Annotated in this window: 17 protein-coding genes; 3 read left to right on the forward strand and 14 right to left on the reverse strand. The window is 60.1% G+C overall.

All coding sequences use genetic code 11. The features are described 5' to 3' along the window. Positions 1–7: 7 nt before the first annotated feature. From P5540_07420 to P5540_07480, 13 genes are all read right to left on the reverse strand, one after another. Positions 8–1,456 (reverse strand): NapC/NirT family cytochrome c, encoded by a 1,449-nt coding sequence (locus P5540_07420; protein ID HRT64645.1) that lies wholly within the window; start codon positions 1,454–1,456, stop codon positions 8–10. A 101-nt stretch (positions 1,457–1,557) separates the two neighbouring features. Next, positions 1,558–3,585: a cytochrome c biogenesis protein CcsA gene (ccsA, locus tag P5540_07425; GenBank protein HRT64646.1), complete on the reverse strand. Its 2,028-nt coding sequence runs from the start codon at positions 3,583–3,585 to the stop codon at positions 1,558–1,560. After that, on the reverse strand, positions 3,586–4,740 hold the full coding sequence (locus tag P5540_07430) for a cytochrome c biogenesis protein ResB (GenBank protein HRT64647.1): 1,155 nt from the start codon (positions 4,738–4,740) through the stop codon (positions 3,586–3,588). Then, entirely contained in the window at positions 4,737–5,384 is a 648-nt protein-coding gene (locus P5540_07435; GenBank protein HRT64648.1) for a hypothetical protein, read from the reverse strand. Before P5540_07435 ends, P5540_07430 begins: the two co-directional genes overlap by 4 nt. Before the next feature lie 195 nt (positions 5,385–5,579). Beyond that, a complete protein-coding gene (locus P5540_07440) occupies positions 5,580–6,134 on the reverse strand; it encodes a cytochrome c family protein (GenBank protein HRT64649.1) in 555 nt (184 codons plus the stop codon). Positions 6,135–6,287: 153 nt separating this feature from the next. Next, a complete protein-coding gene (locus P5540_07445) occupies positions 6,288–7,424 on the reverse strand; it encodes a cytochrome c3 family protein (protein ID HRT64650.1) in 1,137 nt (378 codons plus the stop codon). Positions 7,425–7,527: 103 nt separating this feature from the next. Further along, the gene (gene hybB, locus P5540_07450) at positions 7,528–8,820 is read right to left on the reverse strand and encodes a Ni/Fe-hydrogenase cytochrome b subunit (protein HRT64651.1); all 1,293 of its coding nucleotides are present in this window, start codon (positions 8,818–8,820) and stop codon (positions 7,528–7,530) included. A 14-nt stretch (positions 8,821–8,834) separates the two neighbouring features. Then, positions 8,835–9,704, reverse strand: coding sequence for a 4Fe-4S dicluster domain-containing protein (locus P5540_07455; protein ID HRT64652.1), 870 nt, complete (start codon positions 9,702–9,704; stop codon positions 8,835–8,837). A gap of 216 nt (positions 9,705–9,920) precedes the next feature. Next, positions 9,921–11,831: a hypothetical protein gene (locus tag P5540_07460; protein ID HRT64653.1), complete on the reverse strand. Its 1,911-nt coding sequence runs from the start codon at positions 11,829–11,831 to the stop codon at positions 9,921–9,923. A gap of 200 nt (positions 11,832–12,031) precedes the next feature. Then, entirely contained in the window at positions 12,032–14,266 is a 2,235-nt protein-coding gene (locus P5540_07465; protein HRT64654.1) for a dynamin family protein, read from the reverse strand. Between the two features lie 160 nt (positions 14,267–14,426). Then, positions 14,427–15,566: an acyltransferase gene (locus P5540_07470; protein HRT64655.1), complete on the reverse strand. Its 1,140-nt coding sequence runs from the start codon at positions 15,564–15,566 to the stop codon at positions 14,427–14,429. A 163-nt stretch (positions 15,567–15,729) separates the two neighbouring features. After that, positions 15,730–17,430: a YgiQ family radical SAM protein gene (locus tag P5540_07475; protein ID HRT64656.1), complete on the reverse strand. Its 1,701-nt coding sequence runs from the start codon at positions 17,428–17,430 to the stop codon at positions 15,730–15,732. Positions 17,431–17,435: 5 nt separating this feature from the next. Next, the gene (locus P5540_07480; GenBank protein ID HRT64657.1) at positions 17,436–18,161 is read right to left on the reverse strand and encodes a hypothetical protein; all 726 of its coding nucleotides are present in this window, start codon (positions 18,159–18,161) and stop codon (positions 17,436–17,438) included. A 904-nt stretch (positions 18,162–19,065) separates the two neighbouring features. On the opposite strand from P5540_07480, the gene P5540_07485 reads away from it, so the two are divergent. Then, on the forward strand, positions 19,066–19,488 hold the full coding sequence (locus tag P5540_07485; GenBank protein HRT64658.1) for a hypothetical protein: 423 nt from the start codon (positions 19,066–19,068) through the stop codon (positions 19,486–19,488). A gap of 70 nt (positions 19,489–19,558) precedes the next feature. On the opposite strand, the gene P5540_07490 is transcribed toward P5540_07485, so the two are convergent. After that, a complete protein-coding gene (locus P5540_07490) occupies positions 19,559–20,461 on the reverse strand; it encodes a metallophosphoesterase (GenBank protein ID HRT64659.1) in 903 nt (300 codons plus the stop codon). Positions 20,462–20,835: 374 nt separating this feature from the next. On the opposite strand from P5540_07490, the gene gap reads away from it, so the two are divergent. Together gap and P5540_07500 are read left to right on the forward strand one after the other, a co-directional pair. Then, positions 20,836–21,831, forward strand: coding sequence for a type I glyceraldehyde-3-phosphate dehydrogenase (gap, locus tag P5540_07495; protein HRT64660.1), 996 nt, complete (start codon positions 20,836–20,838; stop codon positions 21,829–21,831). 84 nt (positions 21,832–21,915) lie between these two features. Next, a complete protein-coding gene (locus P5540_07500; protein HRT64661.1) occupies positions 21,916–23,145 on the forward strand; it encodes a phosphoglycerate kinase in 1,230 nt (409 codons plus the stop codon). Positions 23,146–23,173 lie beyond the last annotated feature (28 nt).

Below are 23,173 nucleotides of genomic sequence, written 5' to 3' on the forward strand. Positions count from 1 at the left end.
GCCAAACCTATTGCAATTCAAGACTTTTGAGAATTTCTGGATCGGTTTCGTCCCACGCCAGCACGTTGTGGCAAATGGTGCAGTCCTGCCCTATCGCCTTCCCGTCTTTCGTGGTCATTTCGTCGTTGTGGCAGCGGAAACAACCGGGCGACTCCTCGTGGCCCAGATTGCTGGTATACGTTCCCCACGTCACTTTCATGTCCGGGAACACGTTGCGGCGGTAGATGGACTGTAGTTCCGCAATGGCAGCCTCGACCTTCTGGTTTTGTTCCTTGAGGATCTCCGGCTTTTCTTTTTCGTAGAATTCTCGGATTTTCCGGGCGATTTGTTCCTCGTCGCCGGTTGCGCCTTTCGCGCCGCTCAGCGCCTCCAGTCCGGCTTTCTTGATGAAGGGCAGCGCGGGATCGATCCTTCCGGCCTCCAAGGCCTCGTCCATGGCGCGCGCCGGCATCCGGAAGATATGGGTGGGCCGGCTGTGGCAGTCCATGCAATCCATGACGCGTTCTTCGGTCTTGGCAAGCGTGGCGGCGTCGTATTTGCCTTCGGGCGCATGAAACTCCTCGATGACTTCCCCCTTGGCGTTTTCAACGCGCACGCGCGCGATTTCCTTGCGCTGGGGGTCGGCCGGGGTGTAGATCGTCCGTTTTTCGGGATTGATGTGCCAGCTGTGAATGCCCTTGCCCCCGCCGTGTCCGCCGCCGATGTGCATCAACAGGACGGTCTTGGTGGGCGTGTTCGCCTCGTCTTCGCCGAATTGGGTCAAAACCTTGATCCGGTCGCCGGCAAACCGCTCGGGCCAATGGCACTGTTCACAGGTGTCGCGCGACGGCCGCAGGTTAGTTACCGGCGTCGGGATGGGACGTTCGTAACTGTCGAGAGTCACGGCGATGACCTGTCCCAATCCGGACAGCTTCGATTTCACGAACCATGGCGCGCCGGGCCCGATGTGGCAATCCACGCAATGCACGCGCGAATGGGGCGAATCTTTGTACGACACATACTCCGGCTCCATTACCGTGTGGCAGACCGCGCCGCAGAATGTCGGCGAATCCATGAATACAACGCCGTGATACGTAACCGTCGCGAGGATGAGCAGGTTGAAACCGGTCAGAACAATGACGGCTATCGCTACGCGCCGGGTATGGACGTCGTTTAGGTTCAGCACGGGAAAGGGGCCTTGGCCGGCATCCACTTCCATTTGCTTCTTGGCCCGGAACCGATCCCACAAGACCCCGACGGGTATCAACAACAACCCCCCAATAAATGCGCCCGGCAGCACCATGAAAGTAAGGATTCCGATATAGGGCGCATGGGACGAGTCAACCACCAGCAGACCCAGCAAGCCGAGGATCAACATGGCGCTGGCCCACGCCATCGCCCCACCCAGCAGCGTAATCCAGTTCCGGCCGTACAACGACATCAGGACCGCAAGCCATATTTTCCTTGGTTCCGGCATTTTCGCTTGTCTCCGTGGTAAAGACGCGATACTTCCTGCGCCGATGGTTGTGTATGTTCGACTGCTTTTTTACTTCGTTTTGTCCTGGCTGATCGCGGCCGTTATCGTGCCTGCGCGGACGGCTTGGCGCGTCGTTCCGCCTTGGTCGAGGACGGGCGCCGGATCGTGTCCGGATCGTGTCTGCGGTCGCGCCACCATGCCGCGCAACCGGCCGCCAGCACCACGGCCTCAATCAGGTAGAAGGCCGTCAGCGTGGCGTGAATGCCGCTGGTAAAGCCATAACTGTGAAGCCCAACGCCCAGCAGGTTGACACCGAACCAGGAAAAGGCGACCACCACCCCGCCGAACACCGCGCCCAGATGAACGCCATAGTCGCGGATTTGGCCACCCAGCCGCGCATGCAGCACGGCCAATTGCCAAAGGACAATCATTAGCGCACCGTTTTCCTTCGGATCCCATCCCCAGAAACGGCCCCAACTTTCGTTGGCCCAGATGCCGCCCAGCACCGTGCCCACAATCGAAAAAAACAACGAAAAGCAGAAAACGCCGTACACCATCCGCGTCAGGCTGCGATAGAACGCCGCGTCGTCCCGGCGCCAGCCCACCAAGCGCCCCAGCAGATACACATGGGACAGCGCCCCCGCCAGCAAGCCGGCGCCGTAGCCAATGGTAATCGTCGTCACGTGCGTGGCGAGCCAGAAATTCGTGTCGAGCACGGCCACCATGCTCGGCATCGTGTCGGCGCCTTCCACGGCCTCGTATTTGCCGGCCAGAAACAGGCCTACCATGCCGAGCACCGAGGCCAGCGCCAACGCCACCCGTTGCCGGTTGACCCACTCCATGAACAACGAAACGGCCACGGCCACGATCGTTACGAAAAGAATTGTCTCGTATAACGTGGTCACCGGCGGCCGTTCGCGAATAATGCAGCGGATCGTAATGCCCGCCGTCAGTAGGATCGTGGCCGCCGCAAGCGAGACCGTCGCGCCCCAGATTACCGGGCGCCGGCCCGGCGCCATCCATGAAACCGCAATGAAAATAAAACCCAGCATAAACAACATCAGGCTGTAATAAAAGAAACTGTACCGGTAATAGGAGACTTCGAGGGCGATCTTGCCGTACTCTCCGCGCGCGGAGGCCAGCCCGGCCAAGTGATCGTGCAACGCCGCAGCCAGCGAGGCAAACCGGGCGCGATCTTCACGTGCCTGGACCAGTTCTTCCCACGCCGCGATCGCGGGAACCGCGTCGGCGCACGACGATTTGCCTTCCAGTGCGCAACCGATCAGATTCGCCAAGGTGCGCCACTCGCGTTCTTCCGGGGTGGGTGGAGGATACAAGGCCAGTATGGAGGCGTTTGTGGAGGCCTTGTCCACGTCGCGATACAACTTCGACAAGGCTTGGGCGGCGGTCTTTTGATCCGGGGAGGCATCTTCCTTTCCATGAAACGAGGCGAATTTCCGCGCCAAGTCCGGTCCTTTGGCCAACAGGGCGCTCAACCGGCATTCATCCTGGCCGGGAAACAGATCCGCCACGGCGGGATTTTCGCTGACCGGATACGTGCCCCGCGCAAAATCGAGAAAACGGGTCAATCGGTCGAATTCGAGCATGTTTTGGGCGAGATTCACGATTTGGTTTTCGAGCAGCGTCCGCCGCTTGGTTTCCTTGGCCATGTGCGAATGAGCGAGATCGAACAACCGCTCGCGGGCGGGAAGCAGATCGTTGTAGGAATACCGCGCGCGCCGTTTTTCGTAGGGAATCCCGATGGCCGCGAGCACATCGGCGTTGTCCACCAGAAACGTCTTGTATTGCCGGGCCTGCTCCGGATAAAACAGGCAATCCACAAGCCACTGTATCGGCGTCAACCGCTGGCCGGCAAGGTTCGCGCAGGAACGCCGCCCGTTGAACTTGAGTAGCGTGAACCCCGCATAGGTGTCCAGCGGCTTGACCCGGCCACCGTCCTGTATCGCGAGCGTCGCAAACTGGCGAACGGTTTCCGGACTCCAATGGGCCGACGATGCGGCGGGGGACGGCGCCTCCCCGTCCGCCATCGCAAAGGAACTCGCCGACAGGATCGCCCACACGGCCAACCCGGCTGAAACACGCCGCACCATCGCGTCCAGACGTTTCATTTACCGCGATCTCCTGCGTTCGGCTCTCAAATAGGCCGTGAGTTTTTGCATGAAGTGTATGGCCATTCCGATCGTGATAATCAGGCAGGAATACAAGGGGAACTGCTCGGCCGGATTGCGCACGACGGCGAAAACGGAATACAGGCGGTCGCCGGGCCGCGCATTCGACGGTCCCCACGACGACTGGTACAACGTATAGCCCAAATTACGCAGCGGCTCGTTCATCGTAATCCGCGCCTGTTGCGCCACGCCCTGTTCGGTTTTGGTGACGTCACTGATGAATTTGCTCGGCATGTTGGTCTGCGGATGCAACTCGCGGGTGAACTTGTCGAGCGTTATCGTAAAGGGCAGCGTCCATCGCCGTGGACGCAGTTCCACGGCCCATGCCTTTCCGCCCGCCGGCGTCACCCACGGCTGAAAGGCCCCGGCCCAAAGCAGGGCCGACCGCTCGGCGCCGCCTTGGCTTTCGCGCAACACGGCCACGATTCCCGGTAGGTTGGCCTCTTCCTCGCGGCTCCGCTCCTGCGACATCAGCATGAAACCGTCCACGCCTTCACCTGGCTTTTTTTCAGGCGTCGGACGGGCATTGGGCGCAAAACCGCGCAGGATCAATTCAAAGGGCAAATCCGGAAAACGGAACGTCCGTGTCCGCGTACCCGACAGGTGCATGAAATCCCGCGCGGGGATCAGATATTCCCGCGTGGGTCCACCCGTCGCTTCACCCACCGCGATTTCCCATTCGTTCGAGGACTGGAACTCGCTCGACGATTCCCCTTCATACAAGGTCATGTGGCCGGCCGTCGAATACCGGTAGGTAACGAATGAACCCGCCAGCATGACCAAGATGCCGGCGTGGGTTATGAGAATGCCAAATTTGGACCAGCCCATCCGCACCCGGACAATCCCGCCGAGGGTCAAATTGACCGCCAAGACAATCAGGAGCAGATAGGTTCCCGGCAAGGGAATCGGAAAACGTCCGAACGCCCAGTGAACAAGGATCAGCGACTCGAAATATCGCCGCTGGGCCTGGTAAAGCCCATGTTCGACCTGGTACAGCGTGCCGAGATAGGTCAACAGCAGCAGAAGCAGGAACAACACGCAGGACAGCGGAAACGACGCCAGCACGTCCATTGTCTTCTTTAGCGCCTGCCTCATGGACTGGAATCCTTCTTTTTCAGGGACTGGCAGAAAGCCGTGAAATGGTCTTTTTCGGCGCGCAACAGGTTTTCCGGCCCCGTCATTTTCACGAAAAGCGTCTCACCGTCCAATTCCACAATCAACGCATACATCAGGGCGTTGCCATGCTCGACGCCGGCCATGTCGGTATAGGCCCCGCTTATTTCCACGAAAGGCGAAGCTTTGCCCAGCACGTTCACCTTGGGCAGGGCCGCGATTTCTTCGGCGGTCAATGGCGGTTGGCCCATTTGGCTGCGCCAGCGGTTTACGTTCGCCTCGACGCCGCCGCCCGTGCCGTGCAGCAATGTCGCGTAACATTCGGCCTCGTTGCCGTCGCCAATCGAAAAATTGGCAAGACGCATGGACGATCCCGCCTTCGGCTTCCACGCGTCCGGCGCCGCCCATTCAAATTGCGGTTCCGGCCTGGATTCGCCATGATCCATGCCCGGCTGCCGGGTTTGAGGACCGAAAAGCCGTTCCTTTACGGGCATTTCGGCCAGGCTTGGACGCGGCGAGGCGGGCGCCTCGCGTGTTTGCACAACCGTTTTGGGCGCCTGCGAGCCGCCGCAGGAAACCAACCCCGCAACGATCAGCGCCGCGGAAAAAAACCTGAGAACAGACAAACTCCACTCCTTTACATTACACGCATTATATACCGGGAAACTTGCCGCTGTTTAACGATATTCCCGGAAACCCCGGCAAGAAGGGCGTCATGGTAGACCATGCCCGCGGCATTCTGCAACCCGCCGCCGAAAAGGATAGCCAAGGGATCGCGGCTGAACTTCCGCGATCCCTTGGCGTTCGATATTCGCAAAGTTTTATTTCTTTTTGGCGGGATTCAGGTGGGCAATCGTGGCGGAAGCCGCTTTGAAATCGAATCCCTTCCACGTCGGACTGCCTTCGTTGTGACAGGTCTTGCAGAGCGCTTCGTCGGCGCCGCGCTTGATGTGCGCCGACATAACGATGGTTTTGTCGCCGCTCTTGAATTTCTTAGCATCCGCTACATGGAGTGACGCCGGGCCATGGCAGCTCTCGCACTGGACGCCGTCTTCCTTGGCGATCGTGGCAGGCGCCGCACCCGCCTTTTCATCAAAGGCCGTCACGTGGCATTTCAAGCATTCGGGCGCTTCACCGGCCGGCTTGTCAACCTTCATCTTGTCCGCGGCCGCCTTGGCTTCGGGCGCCGCCAGCGTTTCAAACGCCTTGGCGTGCTTCGATGCCTTCCACTTATTCCATGCTTCGCCCTCATCCGCCTTGTTGTGGCAAATCTTGCACTGCTTGTTGCCGACATACGTGGCGTCCTGCGCGTGAGCCGCGCCCGCAAAGGCTAGAGCCGCACATACCATAATCGTCACTACCAGCGTCTTTTTCATGCATCCTGCTCCTTTTTTGTGTTAGCAGCCACAAAACCCAATGTCATTTTCACCATAACGCTTCTTTTTCCCTACACGTTAGATACATTCTCGCGGTTTTTTATTCAATTCCGCGTTCAAACCCGCCATGCCGCGAAAGGGGAAACGATTATATCACAATTTCTTCCCCGGCGTCTTGGCCGGATATTTCCAGTCGTCCTCGTGGCAGGCATTGCATCGGGCCGGATGGCCCATGCCTTCCACATGGCAGTCCTTGCACTCCGCTTCCTTGTGCGTGTCGTCCAGTTGCAGCCCCGTTTTGCCGTGATCGAATCCTTCCGGATGCCAGTCCGGTTTGTGGCAGGCGGCGCATTCGCGGCTGGCCTGCGTGGCCATTTTGCCGTCGTTGTAGGCATGGCATTTCTGGCAGGCCACGGCGCCGTGGTACGGCTTGAGTTCGAAGCCTGCGCGGGTAGTGTGATCGAAGGGAGGCGGTTCCTGTTGCAAGTGGCATTTTCCGCAGGCCTCCTCGGCGGCATGGCACTTCGCGCATTCCTCGTGGGGATCCTGCCGCTCGCGCTTGTGGGCCGGTTGCGCCTCCTCGTGGCACCGGCTGCAATTCTCGTTCTTGTGGCATTCGGAACACCGCACGCCGAACACTTCGGAGTGCTCTTTGTGTTGGAAAAAGACCTTCGACCCTTCCTCGTAGTCGCCCGTGTCGTAAATTTTCTTGTCGGGGGCCTTCACGTTCGGGTGCAGCCGTCCCGTAATGTCGGTCGCGTCTATTTTCGGTTCGGGCTTGCCGTCGGCCGAACGCTTGGCATGGCAAATGCCGCACTGGGTATAGCGGTCCCATTCCCGATGGCATCCAAAACATTGCCGGTGGTATGCGCCCTTGAGGCCGGGTTTGCGCAGATTGGTTTGGTCCGGTTCGATGGGATGGCATTCGCGGCAAGGCTGGATGCGCTCCGGCTGGCTGTGATGGTGGCAACCCGAACATCCGTTGGACATGGTCTCCATTTCCGCGTGAAGCCTGTGCGGAAACACCACCGGCACGTAAATTTCGGACAACTGATCGAGGATGAAAACATCCGGGGCATTCTGGACGGATATCGGCGGCAGTTTGTCGGTGTGCGTATGCCGGCTGCACGACCGTAGTTTGACGCTGCCCCCCTCGCCGGGATGCGCCTCGACGTGGCAACTGATGCAGGGCGGAAGCGTGCCGGAACCATCCGCGCCCATCGAGGGTTCCTGGGAAAACGCCGCCGCCATCCATAACAGCGCCAAGCCGCCAATCACAATCGCCGCCAAGCCGATATTCCATGTCGCGGGAAGCCTCGGCGGGCTTTGGGCGCACAGGCAAGGCCACCCTGTGCCGCCCCGGCAGGGAAGCAGTCCGGCACAATGGCGGCTCCTAGGACAATACACAACGCCCCCTTTCACCGGACTGGGCAATCAACTCTTCCGCCACGCGGGATGGACTGTTGGTCGGCTTATGGGCGGGCAGCACCGGAAAGATCAGGACGATGGTCCGGTACACGAAAACCAGCCCCGCCATAAGCCCCACGGTTACCGCAATCTCGACAAGCGACGGGAAATAGGGCTTGTCGGCGTACAGCGGCGAGTAAGCCACGAGAAAAACGTTCACGCGGTTGATCACCACACCGATCACCGCCGATGCGCACGCCACGAACAGCAGGCGGGGCGTCCGCCGAACCCGCGCCGACACCAGCATCGCCAACGGGATCAATCCGCCAATTAAAAATTCGATCCCAAACGCAATGGTCGTCCCTGGGTCAGCGAAAATCGCGCCATAGGCTTCACGAATGACCAAATCGCATACCTTGGCAATCCAGTAAACACCCAGCAGTACCACGGTATAGCGAACCAGCAGACCCAGCAATTTGGTTTCGGGCCGGCGCTTGAACGCCCACGACGACCACAGCGATTCAACCGCCACCATGGGAAAACCGACCGAAATGGCCGACAGCAGAAACAGCAGCGGCAGGATCGGCGTGTACCAGACGGGATTCATCTTGTAGGGCGCGATCAGCAGCAGTGCTCCCAGCGAGGACTGATGCATGCACGAAAGCATGATACCCGCCGCGATCAGCAGGAACATGGTCCGTCCGAGAATGGCATCCGCCACGCGCAGGACCGTCTCGGCCACCCCGTTCAGCGCGGCAAGCGGGCCCGGCAGGTTCACGCGGCCCATGAACCGTTCACAGACGATGGGCGCGAATTCCAGATAGAGCACGTTGAGATAGGCCATGACGCACATGGCCACCTCGAACAGCACCGAATTGCCCTGCCACATCCACGGCAACATCGGATGCCAAATGTTGTAGTAACGGCCCAAATCGAGAATCAGGCCGAGCACCACAAACGTGTAGCCGAGCATGGCCGTCAACAGCGCCGGGCGCACCAACGCCTCGTATTCGCGGCGATGAAACACATGCGCAAGCGCCGCCGTCGTAAAGCCGCCCGCGGCCAGCGCCACGCCCGACGCCACGTCTATCGCGATCCAGATGCCCCACGGATACGGGTCCGACAGGCTGGTGGCGGCGCGGAGGCCGAACGCCAGCCGGTACAAGGCCGCGACAAATCCCACGCCCATCAAGCCAAGCAGAACAAAGACGCCCGGCGTGAAAAACGGATGTTTCACGGGCGCGCACGATTCGTGCGATTCGGATACGTGCCGGCTCATTCCGGAGGTCCTTCCTACTTCCCGTCGCCAAAGGTTTTCATCGCCGTGCACAACAATCCATACAGCAGCACCGGCGGCAGACCGAACTTGAACACGTTATGCTGGATCGTCTCGGTCAGTTCCGGCACGGGTTTGCCGGAAAACGCCCGCAAATCGAGGTCCGCGAACGGACGGCCCGCCAAATACAGCCACGCGGTTCCGCCTACTTCCGTTTCGCCGTAGACGTGCGGCACATACCGATCCGGATTCGTGGCAATTTTTTCGTGGGCCAACTGCAGCAGTTTATTGCGTTCGCCAAACATCAACGCATTCGGGGGGCACATCTCCGCGCAGGCCGGCGGCTTGTTTTCCGACGTCACACGATCGAAACAGAACGAACACTTGGACACGACCGGCGTCAGTGCGTTGTCGTATTCGTAGGCGGGCACCTGAAACGGGCAGGCGATCATGCAGTACCGGCAGCCCAGGCATTTGCCCGCATCGTACGTGACCATGCCGTTTTCCTGGCGGTGCAACGCGCCCACGATGCACGCCGATGCACACGCCGGTTTCAAGCAGTGCATGCAATTCACCTTGACGAACGTGGGTTTTTCGGGGTTGGCCGCGTCCGGATAACGGTTGACGACCGTGTAGGCACCCGCCGTCATCCGTCGGCGAGTGTCGAAAACCGACGTGTCCTCATAGGATTCCAAAGGAGCATGGGACAAATCGTTGGCGCGCGCGCAGGCGAATTCGCATTTGCGGCACCCGATGCACTCGGTGGTATCCACCAACATCCCGCAGCCCGAAGCCGCGCCGGGCGCATCCGAGGCATCGGCGCCCAAAGGCAACATCGCCCCCGCGACGCCAGCGCCCAGCGCCTTCAAAAAAGACCTTCGTTCCATACAAGCAGCCGCTTTCAACCGCACGACACGTGCGCAAACCGACACAAACACCTACGAAAAAATGATATCGCGATAGCCGGAAAATAATCATCGGGGCAAAAAGGGGAACTTCGCGATGAAAGCGTCAGTAGAAAACACGGAGGTTCTCCGGCGTTCAAACACGAAAAAGCCCGGCTGACAATAGACAGCCGGGCATGGAAGTGTGGACGATTCGGGTCAGTTGAGATAGAAGGTAATCTTGCTGACCTGCCAGTTGTTTTCGATATCCTGGGATGCGCGAATTTCGCGGACATTTTCGACCAGTTTGTCGAGCGGCATCTCCATTTCGGGCGTCAAGCCCCCGCCAAGACCGGCCAAGGGCTTGACGATATCGCCGACAAGGGCCGATTTGAGCATCAAAATGCCATACATGGGCGCATCAAGGCCGACAGGCGGGTCCAAGGATCCCAGAAAATTAGTCGGCGTCTTGGTCTTGATGGCCGTGATGACTTCCTTGAATCGGTCGAGATCGTTGGCGACCATCACCGTGTCTTCGGGGAATGCGATATAGATCGGCACGGGAAGGGGCACGGCCACTATCGAAATATCCACGTCCTCGTGTTTTTCGGCGGGCGTCATCGGGGCAAACATTTGAATCAGGGCCTTGACTTGATCGGGTTGGGCAAGGTTCGCCATCAGAAACGCCTGCGGAATGCCGCCGCTGGCCGCCGAAATGCCGAACGTGAGTTCGTCCCCGATGAGTTCCACGGCCTGGTTGATATACATCGTCACCTGCGACAAGCCCGCGTCCTTTTGCACCTCGGGCGGCAGCGCGTTGAGCCAGCCCTCGCGAAACGACGCCTTCGCCATGGCGTTGAACCGAAGACTCAACAAGGCCAGCGTGGCTTCCGGCAGCAACGGCGCCAAGCGGAGCGGTTTGGCCTCCCCGCACAGTTCGGCATAGGCCGGATGTTTGGCGTTGTCCATCTGCGTCTTTAGTTCGATTTTCTTGTCCGTCCAGATCAGCCGCGTCACGCCGGGGTCGTCGCCGGCCATGGCGTTCAGTTTCTTCTCGATCGAAGGCAGGGGGGTGTCGGCGAATTTTGCGGTTCCCTTGTTCATGGCCAGCGCGGCCGGAATCAAATCCTTGACGAGCGGGGCGATTTTGTCGAAACGGGACAGCAGCACCCATTCGTCGGGGACTTCGGCGGGACATTCGACCGAACCGTACCGGACCACCGCGGGCGAGGCCACGCGGGCAAGCGTCTGCTTCAACATTTCGAGCGAATTGGAAATAAACATTTTGCCGTCGGCCATCGCGTAGGCGAGTTTTTCCGGATCGAAACACTTGACCTGCACCCCGTTGACATCGAGGGTTTCGACTTTTTCCGGATCGATGTCGCCGCCGGGCAACGAGAGCAAATCCTTGATGGCGGCTTCGACCTTGGCGGGATCGCCGCATCCAAATACGAGCGCGACGCCCGGCAGTTTTACGGATTCGAGAAACTTTTCAATGTTCGGCGGTTCCGCAGGCGGAGCCGGCGGCGCTTCTCCGCCTTCTTTCTTTTCACCTTCCGGCGCCGGCGCGGATTCAGTGGTCTTTTGGGCATCCAGCGCGGCCTTGAACTCCGCGAAAGCCTCCTTGGCGCTCGTGGCGGTCGGCGCAAGATCCACAAAGACGCCTATCGGGGCGTCGGGCTGGATGCCTTTGGCCGTGGCGATATCGGCAAAACTGGCGGCATCGGGCACGCCCAAGTCGTTTCGAATATCGGACACCGCCTTGGCCACTTCATCGTCAACGTTGAAGTCGGGCGGCGCAATGCGTTTGGCCAAGGCCAGCGCCTTGTCAATGATGCCGTTCAGCGGGGGAAGCGCCAGCGTCAGCATGGCGGATTCCGGCGCCAGTTTCAGCACCGGAAGCGTTGACGGAACCACGGGACCCAATTCGGGCTGGCCGGACGGCGGCACGGGCGCCGGTTCGACGGGCGCGGGCGCGGGTTCGGTTACCGGCGCGACGGGCGGCGCGGGAACCACCGGCGCGGGCGCGGGCGGCTCCTTCGACCAACAGCCCACAACGGCCAGCAGAAAGGCAATGGCCAGCGCCAGCGCCGGACCCCCGGCGCTCGAAAACGGGGAATAGCGTCTCATCGTACGTTCCTCCTCATGGATTTCGCTGCATTATGCAACGGATCGTTTCACGCCCTGGCGGGGCGGGTTTTCATCGTACTATTGTAATTGCCCCGCCGTTCGCATACTGCGCGTTCACCGGCCCATTCCAGCAAACGGCTTGGGGCCATTCAATGCCAAGCGTATCAAATCGTTTACATCCATACAACACCCGAAGACGGTCAGGCGCCAACACCCGCGGCCGACTCGTTGGACGCGTTGGCCTCGGCTATCGCATGGGCCTTTTCCGCCAGTTCCGCCAGCGCGGCCCGTTTCGGTTCGAGCCGGGCAACGACTTCCTCCTGCTTTCGGCGGATTTCTTCCTCTTCGGCGCGGACGGTTTCGATCTCCATCGAAAGACCGGCCAAGGCATCATCGAACGCCTTGCGGATGTTTTCCGCGAAAGCGGCCCGGCACTGAGACATGCCCTCGCGCAGTTGGTCGCGGGCCGCGTTGAAGACCGTGCCCACTTCGCTTTTGCCGCCCTGCGTCAGCAACTGCATGACTTTTTCACGGACACACCGCGCGAGTTTCTCGCGGCGCACGCCCGTACTGGTGGCGCCGCGCAGCAGAAGGCCCAGAACGCCGCCCAACACCGCACCCGCCCCCGCGCCCAGCCGGGCATCGAGATAAAAGAAGTCGCGCAACAGATTGTTCAGGGCAATCTGGACGTCGGGCCGCGCAATGAGCACGCTCCATGCCACCGCCCCCACCACCGCGCCCAGCACCGCGCCCGACACGAGAAAGCCAAAGTACGAGGCGGCCATGCCGGCCTGCAAAGCGCCGATGGGACCGCGCGACACGCGGACAAGACCCTCCGGAACGGGCGCGACCTCTTCCGCAAGCGCGCCCATGGCATCGAGAACCCGGCGCTGCACCGTTTGCGCCTCGCCCAACAGGCGATCCAGGCAGCGCTGGACGAAGGCGTCCACGACCCGCTGAATTTCCGCGGCCAGCGGCGCGTAGGACGCGCGTTTGGCCGTGGCGATGTTCTCTTTGATCGCAAGCCACTGGCCCAGCGGTTTCAACACCTGCTCCTCGATGGCCTTGTCGTCGAACAGTTCGGCCACCAGCCTTTCGTATCCCGTGTAGACCAAACCTTCCCGCGAGCCGCCCGCCGCCATGACCTGGAACCACTCCTGGATGTTTTGCGACTGCGCCCGCAAGTCTTCCAGGCGCTCCGTCAACCGTTCGCGCGTCCGGGTCAATTCGTCGAGCCGGGGATTGTCCATGACCATTTCCAACTTGATTTGAAGCGGCCGGGCATAGGCCCATGCGCGCGACGCAAGCACCCGGCAAACCGATTCCAGGATGGCGCCCTCCCGGTTCTCCTTGTAAAGGTAGTCAATCAGGCGGTTCTTGAGCGCGGCGATGTTGCTCTGAATCATGAGATAACTGGCCACGCCCTTCGTGGGCTCCTCGCATTGCAGCAGATCGCGCTGGATCGCCCACGGAATCTTGATCTTGTTGTTGTATTCGATATCCGACAGCTGCAGATGGTAATTGGACAACTGGGCCGACACCAGCGCGTACAGCGCCGACACGAAGAAAATTTCCGGATTGTCCACGATGCCTTCGAGACTGCGCAGTAGATCCTTGGCGGGACCCCGGCGGCCGAGCGGATCGATCTCGTCCTTGTTGAGTTGATCGGACTTGTTGATGACAAAAAAGATCTTACGGTGGCGATACTTGACGATTTGTTCAATGAATTCCCGGTTTTGTTCGTTGCCGGCGTTCTGGCTTTCAATCATGCACACCACCAAGTGGCTGTTCGGGATGATTTCGTGCGCGATTTTCTCGTTGGTTTCGGCGATGCTGTGCACGCCGGGCGAGTCCACCAGTGCGATGTCCTCCTCGAGCAAATCCGTCGGCAGATGCACATGAATTTCGTCGAATTTGTTCCGAAGCGACTTCAACAGCGGGAAATCCTCGTCGGCGCTGACCGTGACCAGCGGGCGCAGGCTTTTCAGCAGGTCCTTGGCCGCGCTCGACGCGTACACGATGATTAGATCGTCCCCCGATTCGGCGCGTTCAACGGATGCGCCCATGTTGCACGCTTCGATCAGGCCGCCCAATGCGCGAAATTCGTCCTCGGTCGCCGGCACGGACAGGCTCAACACCGTCTTCATGGTGTCCGACTTGACTACATGCGTGATTTTCGTCGTGCATTCCTCGAGCACCGTCGGAAGGTACTCGTCGCCCAGGATCGCGTTGATCAGGGCGCTCTTGCCCACATTGAACGCGCCCAGAAACACCACGCGGTATTTGTTGTCGCGCAATTCCCGCCATTTTCGATCCAACAGCGCCTGCTCCTCGCCGATATCACCTTCGAAGTCGCAATCGCCCAAAAAAGTCTGCAATTCCCCGATGGCGCGAAAGGCCCATACGCGGTTTTCGGCATGTTGCGTGGTAATCATAAACGTCTCCTTACCGACCTGCGGTCCGTTGCGGCGCACACGCTTTCATTATTTGGCGCGGTGCTCCAACGATTCTACTCGCCATTCGGCGCCGCTTCAAACGCTCATCCCGATTCAGACTGCCTACTCCGCGGATTCGGTTTCAAAACGGCGCAAACCCTCACAGGATTTTGTTCAGGACCGGCGCCTGGCGAAGGAGATTGGCGCAGGCAAATGTCGCAACAAGAACCAAGGGGCAAACAAACAGGACGACCGCCAGCGGCGGCAAAGGAAGATCCTTGGCAAGAAACGTGGCTGTAACAACGAAAAAAGGATGGATGATATAGACGGCGTAGGAACTCTTGGAAAGACGTCCGGCAAGGGTGTTGGCGCGGCCCAGCCTTTCGCGAAAGAAACACACGAGTTTCATCGAGACGCCCACGCAAATAAACGGTTCCCATGCGGCATAGGCGAACGCCTGCCAGGACAGCCCGCCCCGGAAGGCGTCGCCGTTGTCCTTCAGCGCGCCGCCAAGCACCACGATTACGGGCAACAGGACCATGGCGGCCAGCGCCAAAGCGAACCATGCGTTTGCCTGGCGTGCGCCCAGATGGTCAAGCCATCCGGATCCGTGGGCGACGATCCCGAAAGCGAACATGCAGATATACAAGGGAAAATAGCCGAGTTGCAGGCCGATCACTTCGGTGCCCAAGGGAACCATCAGGCGCACAAGGAAAGTGATCACGCCGATGGACAGTACAAAGACAAACACGGAAAAATTGCCGGGCAGCGGACGTCGTGCGGGATCGCTTTTTCGGCATCCGGCGCAGGCCAGATACCCCGCCGTGAAGAGGATGAGCGCGAAAACGAACCACATCGGCCCAAACCCGAAATGGCGCCAGCCCTCCTTGAGCATGAATGCGGCATAACCGGCCTCGGCTTCTCCCCGAAAGAAACGCGCGAGATGGATTACCGAGGGATTGAGCAGGAAGAAAAACACGGCCAATGGGACAAGCAGCCGGATCGCGCGGCCTTTCACGAAAGCCGGCACGCCTTTTTTCAACAGCGACATGCGCGTGAAATACGCCGACACGAAAAACAGCAGGCTCATGAAATACGCCTGGTTTACCGCCACGAAAAGCGTCATGACCACAAGCGAAACGATGTCGCCCGGCGCGGCCGCCACGTAATACCAGCCGCCCGGCGCGCCAAAGGCGATCGCCTGATGATGGCACACGACCAGCGCCGTCAGGAATACGCGCAGATGATCGAGGTAATCCTCGCGGCCGGATCGCGTTTCCGGCGCCGGTGCAGTCTGCATGTCTGAATCCGCGTATATTTTCTTGTGAAGAAAGCGTTGAAGGTTTTCGGTTTATCGCATGAACAACATGAACATTATGGACGATAGGGCTCCGGCTTCGGCGCAAAGTCCACCGGGTCCACTCCGTCCACGACGAAAAACCGGTCTGGCGCGAGTGTACGCATTACGCGCCGCGACGGCAAACCAGAATCCGGTGTTGCCGGAGGCGTTCGGCGTCGGTGCGCGCAACGGGGATGGGGCGGCCGTCGGGGGCGATGCCGGCACAGTACATGGCGGTGGCGACAGTGCCGGGCGTCGGGATGAAGCACTGCACCTGGCGGGGTTTCCAGCCCTTCGATTCGAGCCACCGGGCAAGTGCGCGCATGTCCTCGTCGGTGCATCCGGGAAAGGCGCTCATCAGATATGGAACGATGTACTGCTCCTTGCCCGACTCGCGCGAAAGGTTCTGGAAAATCTCCATGAACCGCTCAAAACGGTCAAAGGGCGGCTTGCGCATGAGGCGCAACACGTTTTCGCGGCAATGTTCGGGCGCGAGTTTCAACTGGCCGCCCGTGTGGCGCGCCGTTAGCGCTTGCAGGTAGTCCGGGTCGCGCAGGGCGAGGTCGTGCCGGATGCCGCTGGCCACGCGGACGTGCCGCACGCCGGGAATGCGCGCCAGCGTGTCGAGCAGATGCGCGGCGGCGTGTTGATCGCACGCGAAATGCGGGCAAATAGCCGGGGTCAGGCAACTGGCGCGCCGGCAGGGATGCCCTTCGCGCAAACAACGCGCCCCCCACATGTTCGCGGAAGGTCCGCCGACATCCGTCACGCTGCCGCGCCAGTCCGGATGGCGCGTCATGCGCCCGGCTTCGGCGGCGATGGATTCCGCGCCGCGCGACTGGATGCGGCGGCCTTGGTGGAGCGCCAGCGAGCAGAACGTGCAGCCGCCCGCACAGCCGCGATGCGCGGTGATGCTGAATTGGACCGTTTCAAGCGCCGGCACGGGTTCGGCATATCGGGGGTGGGCGCGGCGCGAGAATGGGAGGGCGTATAATGCATCCAGTTCGGCGGGCGCCAGCGGCGCGGCGGGCGGTGCGAACCAGACCCGGCGTCCGCCGGAAGATTGCGCCAGCCATGGACCGCCGTTGTGTGTCTGTCGCTCGAACGCCAGCGTGGCCGCCATCAACCGGCGCGGATCGGCGGCGATGTCCTCGTGCGAAGGCAGTGTTTCGGCGTCCGCAAAATCGCCGGGAGGCGGACACGGTTTCGATTCGGCCCAGGCGACGCCGCGTAACGTGGAGGGGGCGACAGGTCCGCCGGCTTCCATCGCGCGCGCAAGGTCGAGGAGGGCGCGTTCCGCCATGCCGCAGACGAGCCAGTCGGCCTTGCTGTCAAGCAGGATCGACCGCCGGAACGAATCCGACCAGAAATCGTAGTGCGTCGCGCGGCGCAGGGAGGCTTCGATGCCGCCGACAACCACCGGCAGGCCGGGAAAGGCCTGGCGCACAAGGCCCGCATAGACGATCGTGGCGCGATTGGGCCGTGCTCCGGAGCGTCCGCCCGGCGTATAGGCGTCGTCGCGCCGTTTTTTGCGGAACGCGGTATAGTGGGCGAGCATCGAGTCAAGCGCGCCCGCCGTGACCCCCGCGAAGAGCCGTGGACGCCCCAGCGCCGCGATGTCCCCGGTGTCCGTCCATCGCGGCTGGGCGACGATGCCCGTGCGATATCCGTGGGCGATGAGCCAGCGGGCCAGCAGCGCTGCGCCGAATGCGGGATGATCCACGAGGGCGTCGCCCGTGACAATTAGGATATCTATTTCCTTCCAGCCCAACCGGGCGCATTCCGCCCGCGAAAGTGGCGGCATGTCGGGCTGTTCGAGACCCATGGGCGTTACGGAATCACTTCCGTCTTGCCGACGCTTTCCTCCGTCCGGCCGTTGGGCGCCTTCATGCGCACGCGGATGATTTGCGGGCCGGTTTGATCGAAGGTATGCACCAATTTGATTTCGCCGGGCCCCTGCGCCACCACTTGGCCGTTGACGGTCCAAACATACTCGGCGTCCAGCGGTGCATCCAACTTGAGTTCGAGCGTCGTGCCTTTCTTGTACGACGCATCGAGATCGAGCCGCGGTGGCAATCGAATTTCCCCGGCGCTTGGCGCGTGGCCGTCCAAGGTCACGTATACCTCGACATGGACGGTTTGGCCACCGGCCACGATTTCGAGGGTGTAACTGCCATCCTCGACCGTGTTCGGATTCGTCGCGACGGTCACCACGCCGGGATCCGTCTTGGATTTCGACACCTCGAACATCCAGCCTTTTTTGACAAAGGCGGCCTTGGTGATATGCGCGGCCTTGGCGGGCGTTTCATCGAAAAAAATCGCCACCTGCGCCGTCCCGCGCGTCGAATTGAAACGGACTTCCGCCGGTATGGCCATGATTGTGCCGGCGGGCGCGGGCGGCACGGACGGTTTGGCGGGCTTTGCGGCCGCGGGCTTTGCGGCCGCGGGCTTGGCTTGGGCGGACTCGCCGGATTTCTCCGCCAACGCGACGTCATGGCCGAGACAAACGGCCCCTGCAACAGCCGCCAGAACAATACTGAATAGCCGGTTCCTCATATTCAACCTCCTTGGGCAAAACGGCCAGGCTGCATTGTAGTGCATCCGTCCGCTTATTTTCTTCTTTATTTTATGATTCCAGAACAACACATCAAGGTTCCCGCCGGCTCCGCCGGTGGGACAGCCTATCCCATGCATTAGCCCTTGTTTCTGTCATGCGGGCCCTCCATGGGCGATGCTTCAATACAATTCCATAACCCGTTCAACCAGGGAAATACCCTTTCTTTGGAGATTTCAGACCTGAAACAAGCCCCGAGAATTCGATACGCGCAAGTTGGTCTCGTTGTGGTATAATTGCCGTGAATATGAAAAAAGGCTGCCTCAAGTGAAACGAATTCAAGCCGGGCTATTGGCCGTCCTATTGGCCGTGCAACCCTTTGTCATGGGACTTGCCTGTGTTTGCGGCTTTTCCGCGTGCTGTTCCAATAAAGGCGGAACGGAAACGCCGGAACCGGTTGCGTGCTGCTGTTCGAACAACGTGAAAGCCTTGGAAGAAGCGTGTTGCGACACGACAGCCGCGCCGGTTGCCGGCCCCGGTTGCCGTTCGGAGACCGGGCGGTCCGAAACGCGGAATTGCCATTGTCCGGGCGGCTTGCCCTTATGGCCGGCGGCCTTGATGACTCCTCCCGCTTTCCCTGAAACAGGCCTGATCGCCGGATGGGGCGTTCCCATGGACGTTGCTCCGCCGGGAGGCGATGGGATTCCTCCGGAATCTTTCGCATCCTTGCCTGTTTCGAAAAGACCTGCATTTTTGCTTCACTGCGCGCTTCTATGTTGATAGATCGCGAAGGGCCCCACGCCTCAACTCTGTTTCAACGGCAAGGAATGTTCGCGTTGTCGTTCGGGCGATCCGAGCGGATCGCGATGGAACAACGCGGCGCGACAAACAACAAGGATGATAAAAATGAGAATCAAGAGTCTCGTTGTGGTTTCGGTGGTTTTGCTGGCATTGGGATTTGCCTGGTCCGGCATGGGTCCGGCATGGGCCGCGGATGCGGCATGCACAAAATGCAAATGCGGTGAAGCCTGCAAGTGCGGAGCCGATTGCAAGTGCGTCGAGGGCGCGTGCAAGTGCCCAAAGGCCTGCAAGGCGGCGGCCTGCAAGTGCGGCGAAGCCTGCAAATGCGGGGCCGATTGCAAGTGCGCCGAGGGCGCGTGCAAGTGCCCCAAGGCCTGCAAGGCGGCGGCCTGCAAGTGCGGCGAAGCCTGCAAATGCGGGGCCGATTGCAAGTGCGCCGAGGGCGCGTGCAAATGCCCCAAGACCAAATCGGGCGCCGCATGCGATCCGCAAAAAGGCGGCGGTTGCTGCGTGAAAAAAGCGGCGTAACGTAACCCTGTAAGACAGAAACGAGGGGATCGGATGGATAGTCCGGTCCCCTCGTTGCGCTTCCGGGTTGTTATGAAAGCGATATCGTCGCGCGGCGATCCTGCGGCATCCCGGCGGTATAATCGTGGCCGGGGATAAGCGATCGGTTTGCGAAACTCGTGTTGCTGAGCGCACAGGTGTGAATTTCGATGCGGTTGTCGTACACGTGGACATCACGGTATTCACAGGGAAATTCCGGCATCGAACCCGTGACGACGTGTGTCAGTCCATCGCATGATTCAATGATGTGCATATGCACATGCCCGCTGAAAATGGCCTTGACATGCGGATGGCGACGGCAGATGTCCAGCAGGATCTCGCCATTGTCGAGGTGCCCGGCATCGCACAGGCCGGCCCGTCGCAGGCGGCGCGGAATTCCTATCGCGGGATAATGCGTGGCAATGACAACCGGTCCCGCCGCATGTTCCGCCAAGTCGTTTTCGAGCCACGCCAGTTCGTGCGGCGGCATCGCCCACCGCGCGCCATGCATGGATATTCCCCCCGCGTCGTGCAACGAGGCCTCGGCCACGGGGCACAGCGAATCGTCACGCCATTTCCACCACGGATCGAGCACGCAGAAATGCAGGTTCTTGTGCGTGAAGGAATAGACGGTGTCACCGCCGGGCAGGCGGGCATGAAACGCGTCGAGAAACCATTCGCGCATCCGCTCGCTCAGAAAATCGTGGTTGCCCCCCATCGGATAATAGGGAAATCCGAGCGAATCCAGCAAATCGCGCGCGGCAAACACGGCGTCGCGCGAATGGTGGCTCGCGATGTCTCCCGTAACCAGAATGAAGTCAGGGTTGATCTTGGCAAGATCGCGACGAAGACATCGCATTACATCGGGCATCATCGTGCACAGAAAGCGATTGTTCCACTCCCCGTCCACCATGCTGCCCAAATGGGTGTCCGTCAGATGTACAAAACGCCACATCGTATCCATAAGGCAAGGCAATCGTACCACAGCCATGTTCTTGCCGCAAATTGGTTAGGCGGCCCGCGGTTTGACTTGTGGCGCGCGCGTATGGCATAGTATGCCCCGGATTGAAGGAACAAAGAGAGACATGGGTCCGTGTAAAACGGGCCGGGGTGGGCGTATACCTGCCGGGAGGCGGGCAAGCCTCCCACGATTGTGCATGGGCGCACGATACCGTGTTCGTGCAAAAGTGCGATCAGTAGGGTCATCTTCTCGATTTTTCTATTCCAATCCAGGCTAAAGGTGTCTCATGCCGCAAATGGCGACGTGCGCGAGGTGTTTCGCGGACAGCGGCAGGGGACGTGCTCGCGGTAGGCGAAAGGAAATGAACCATGGCGATGAAGATCGGAATCAACGGGTTTGGGCGAATTGGACGCAATGTATTCAAGGTGCTCCTGAAGGAGTCCGCGTTTGAAGTGGCGGCCATAAACGACTTGACCGATGCGAAGACGCTGGCGCACTTGCTCAAGTACGACAGTACGTACGGTCCTTTCGATGGATCGGTCCAGGCAAAGGACGACGCCATCGTGGTTAATGGCAAGGAAATCAGGATATTGGCGAAGAAAGATCCGGCCGAGTTGCCGTGGGGGGATCTGGGCGTTGATTTCGTGCTCGAATCCACGGGCATTTTCACCTCGAAGGAACTCTGCATGAAGCACGTGGCCGGCGGCGCCAAAAAAGTGTTGCTCACGGTTCCGCCGAAGGGCGATGTGGACGCCATCGTCGTGATGGGCGTGAACGACGACACGCTGAAGCCGACGGATCAAGTCATATCGAACGCCAGTTGCACGACCAACTGCCTGGCGCCGTTCGCCAAGGTCCTCCACGAGAATTTCGGCATCAAGCGCGGCCTCATGAACACAATCCATGCGTACACGAACGATCAACGCGTGCTTGACATGCCGCACAAGGATTTGCGCCGCGCCCGCACCGCCGCCAATTCGATTATCCCGACGACAACCGGCGCTGCGCGCGCGGTCGGCAAGGTGCTGCCGGCGTTGAAGGGCAAGTTGGACGGCATGGCGATGCGCGTGCCCGTCATTGACGGATCGGTCGTGGATCTGGTCGTCGAACTGGAAAAGACGGTAACGGTGGACGCGATCAATTCGGCTATGAAAGCGGCCGCGGAAGGCCCCCTGAAGGGCATTCTGCAGTATTGCGAGGACGAAATCGTGTCCTGCGACATAATCGGCAATCCGCATTCGAGCGTTTTTGACTCGAAGTTGACCTTTGTGATGGGCGACAACTTTGCGAAGTGCGTTTCGTGGTACGACAACGAGTGGGGTTATTCGAACCGCTGCGTTGATCTGTTCAAGAAAATGGTATGACGATCTCCCAATGGGCCTGCGCGGCCAACCCCGCGCGGGCCTTTTTTGAAAATGTGAAATCGTTGAATGGGTAGAGGGCGTGAAATGCGGAAGTTGAGCATTGAAGATTTGGATGTGCGGGGTAAACGCGTCTTGATGCGCGTGGATTTCAACGTGCCCCAAAACGAGGACGGAACCGTGCGCGACGACACGCGCATCCGCGCCGCGTTGGCGAGCATTAGTTATGTGCGTGAACGCGGGGGCAAACTGATTCTAATGTCGCACCTGGGGCGTCCGAAGGATCCCGCCAAGGCCGAATCGGACGAGGAAAAAGCCAAAATCCTCAAGAAAAACGCCCTGCTCAAGATGGGGCCCGTCGCCGATCGCTTGCGTGAGTTGATTGGGGGAAACGTCACGAAACTCGATGCGCTGGTGGGACCGGAAGTCGAGGCTGCGGTGGCCGCGATGCAGCCCGGCGACATCATTGTTCTTGAAAACACGCGTTTTACCAAGGGCGAAACAAAAAACGATCCCGAGTTGAGCCGCCAGCTGGGCCGTCTGGCCGACGTATACATCAACGATGCGTTCGGATCGGCCCATCGCGCCCATGCCTCGACGGAAGGTGTCACGAAATATGTGGCGCAAAGCGCGGCCGGCTTTCTGCTCGCGAAGGAAATGGAGTATTTCAACCGCGTGTTGAACAACCCGGAACGCCCGTTGGTGGCGATCTTGGGCGGCGCCAAGGTTTCCGACAAGATCCTGGTCATCGAAAACCTGTTGAATCTGGTTGACACGTTGATCATCGGCGGGGGCATGGCCTGCACATTCCTGAAGGCGCAAGGATATGAAATCGGCAACAGCCTGCTGGACGAACCCGGCATCGAAACCGCCAAGGCCGCGCTGCAGAAGGCGGCCGAAAAGGGCGTTTCGCTTTTATTGCCGGTGGACACGGTCGTGGCGGATGCCTTTGCGGCCGATGCGAACAGCAAGGTGGTGGATGTGAAGAGCATCGAATCCGGTTGGATGAGCCTTGATATTGGACCGAAAACGGAGGCCCTTTTTACGGACGCCATCCGGACGGCGGGAATGGTCGTGTGGAACGGCCCCATGGGCGTGTTCGAAATGGAAAAATTCGCATCGGGGACCAAGGCCGTCGCCGAAGCGTTGGCAAACGGCAAGGCCATCTCGATTATCGGCGGCGGCGATACCGCCGCGGCGGTGGTGCAATTCGGCCTGGAAGACAAGATGTCTCATGTATCAACGGGCGGCGGCGCGTCGCTCGAAATGTTGGAAGGCAAGGTTTTGCCGGGACTGGCGGCCTTGACGGACAAGTAACTTCTGTGGGTGCCCCTTGCTCGGGCGT

This window comes from Candidatus Hydrogenedentota bacterium, assembly GCA_035450225.1.
Classification (GTDB): domain Bacteria; phylum Hydrogenedentota; class Hydrogenedentia; order Hydrogenedentales; family SLHB01; genus DSVR01.

Excerpts from the sequence above, each read along its gene's own strand:
- P5540_07500 (HRT64661.1), top strand. The coding sequence starts at position 21,916 with ATGCGGAAGTTGAGCATTGAAGATTTGGATGTGCGGGGTAAACGCGTC.
- P5540_07475 (HRT64656.1), bottom strand. The coding sequence starts at position 17,430 with ATGGGTCTCGAACAGCCCGACATGCCGCCACTTTCGCGGGCGGAATGC.
- P5540_07430 (HRT64647.1), bottom strand. The coding sequence starts at position 4,740 with ATGAGGCAGGCGCTAAAGAAGACAATGGACGTGCTGGCGTCGTTTCCG.
- P5540_07480 (HRT64657.1), bottom strand. The coding sequence starts at position 18,161 with ATGAGGAACCGGCTATTCAGTATTGTTCTGGCGGCTGTTGCAGGGGCC.
- P5540_07465 (HRT64654.1), bottom strand. The coding sequence starts at position 14,266 with ATGATTACCACGCAACATGCCGAAAACCGCGTATGGGCCTTTCGCGCC.
- P5540_07470 (HRT64655.1), bottom strand. The coding sequence starts at position 15,566 with ATGCAGACTGCACCGGCGCCGGAAACGCGATCCGGCCGCGAGGATTAC.
- P5540_07455 (HRT64652.1), bottom strand. The coding sequence starts at position 9,704 with ATGGAACGAAGGTCTTTTTTGAAGGCGCTGGGCGCTGGCGTCGCGGGG.
- ccsA (HRT64646.1), bottom strand. The coding sequence starts at position 3,585 with ATGAAACGTCTGGACGCGATGGTGCGGCGTGTTTCAGCCGGGTTGGCC.
- P5540_07460 (HRT64653.1), bottom strand. The coding sequence starts at position 11,831 with ATGAGACGCTATTCCCCGTTTTCGAGCGCCGGGGGTCCGGCGCTGGCG.
- gap (HRT64660.1), top strand. The coding sequence starts at position 20,836 with ATGGCGATGAAGATCGGAATCAACGGGTTTGGGCGAATTGGACGCAAT.
- P5540_07420 (HRT64645.1), bottom strand. The coding sequence starts at position 1,456 with ATGCCGGAACCAAGGAAAATATGGCTTGCGGTCCTGATGTCGTTGTAC.
- hybB (HRT64651.1), bottom strand. The coding sequence starts at position 8,820 with ATGAGCCGGCACGTATCCGAATCGCACGAATCGTGCGCGCCCGTGAAA.
- P5540_07440 (HRT64649.1), bottom strand. The coding sequence starts at position 6,134 with ATGAAAAAGACGCTGGTAGTGACGATTATGGTATGTGCGGCTCTAGCC.
- P5540_07490 (HRT64659.1), bottom strand. The coding sequence starts at position 20,461 with ATGTGGCGTTTTGTACATCTGACGGACACCCATTTGGGCAGCATGGTG.
- P5540_07485 (HRT64658.1), top strand. The coding sequence starts at position 19,066 with ATGAGAATCAAGAGTCTCGTTGTGGTTTCGGTGGTTTTGCTGGCATTG.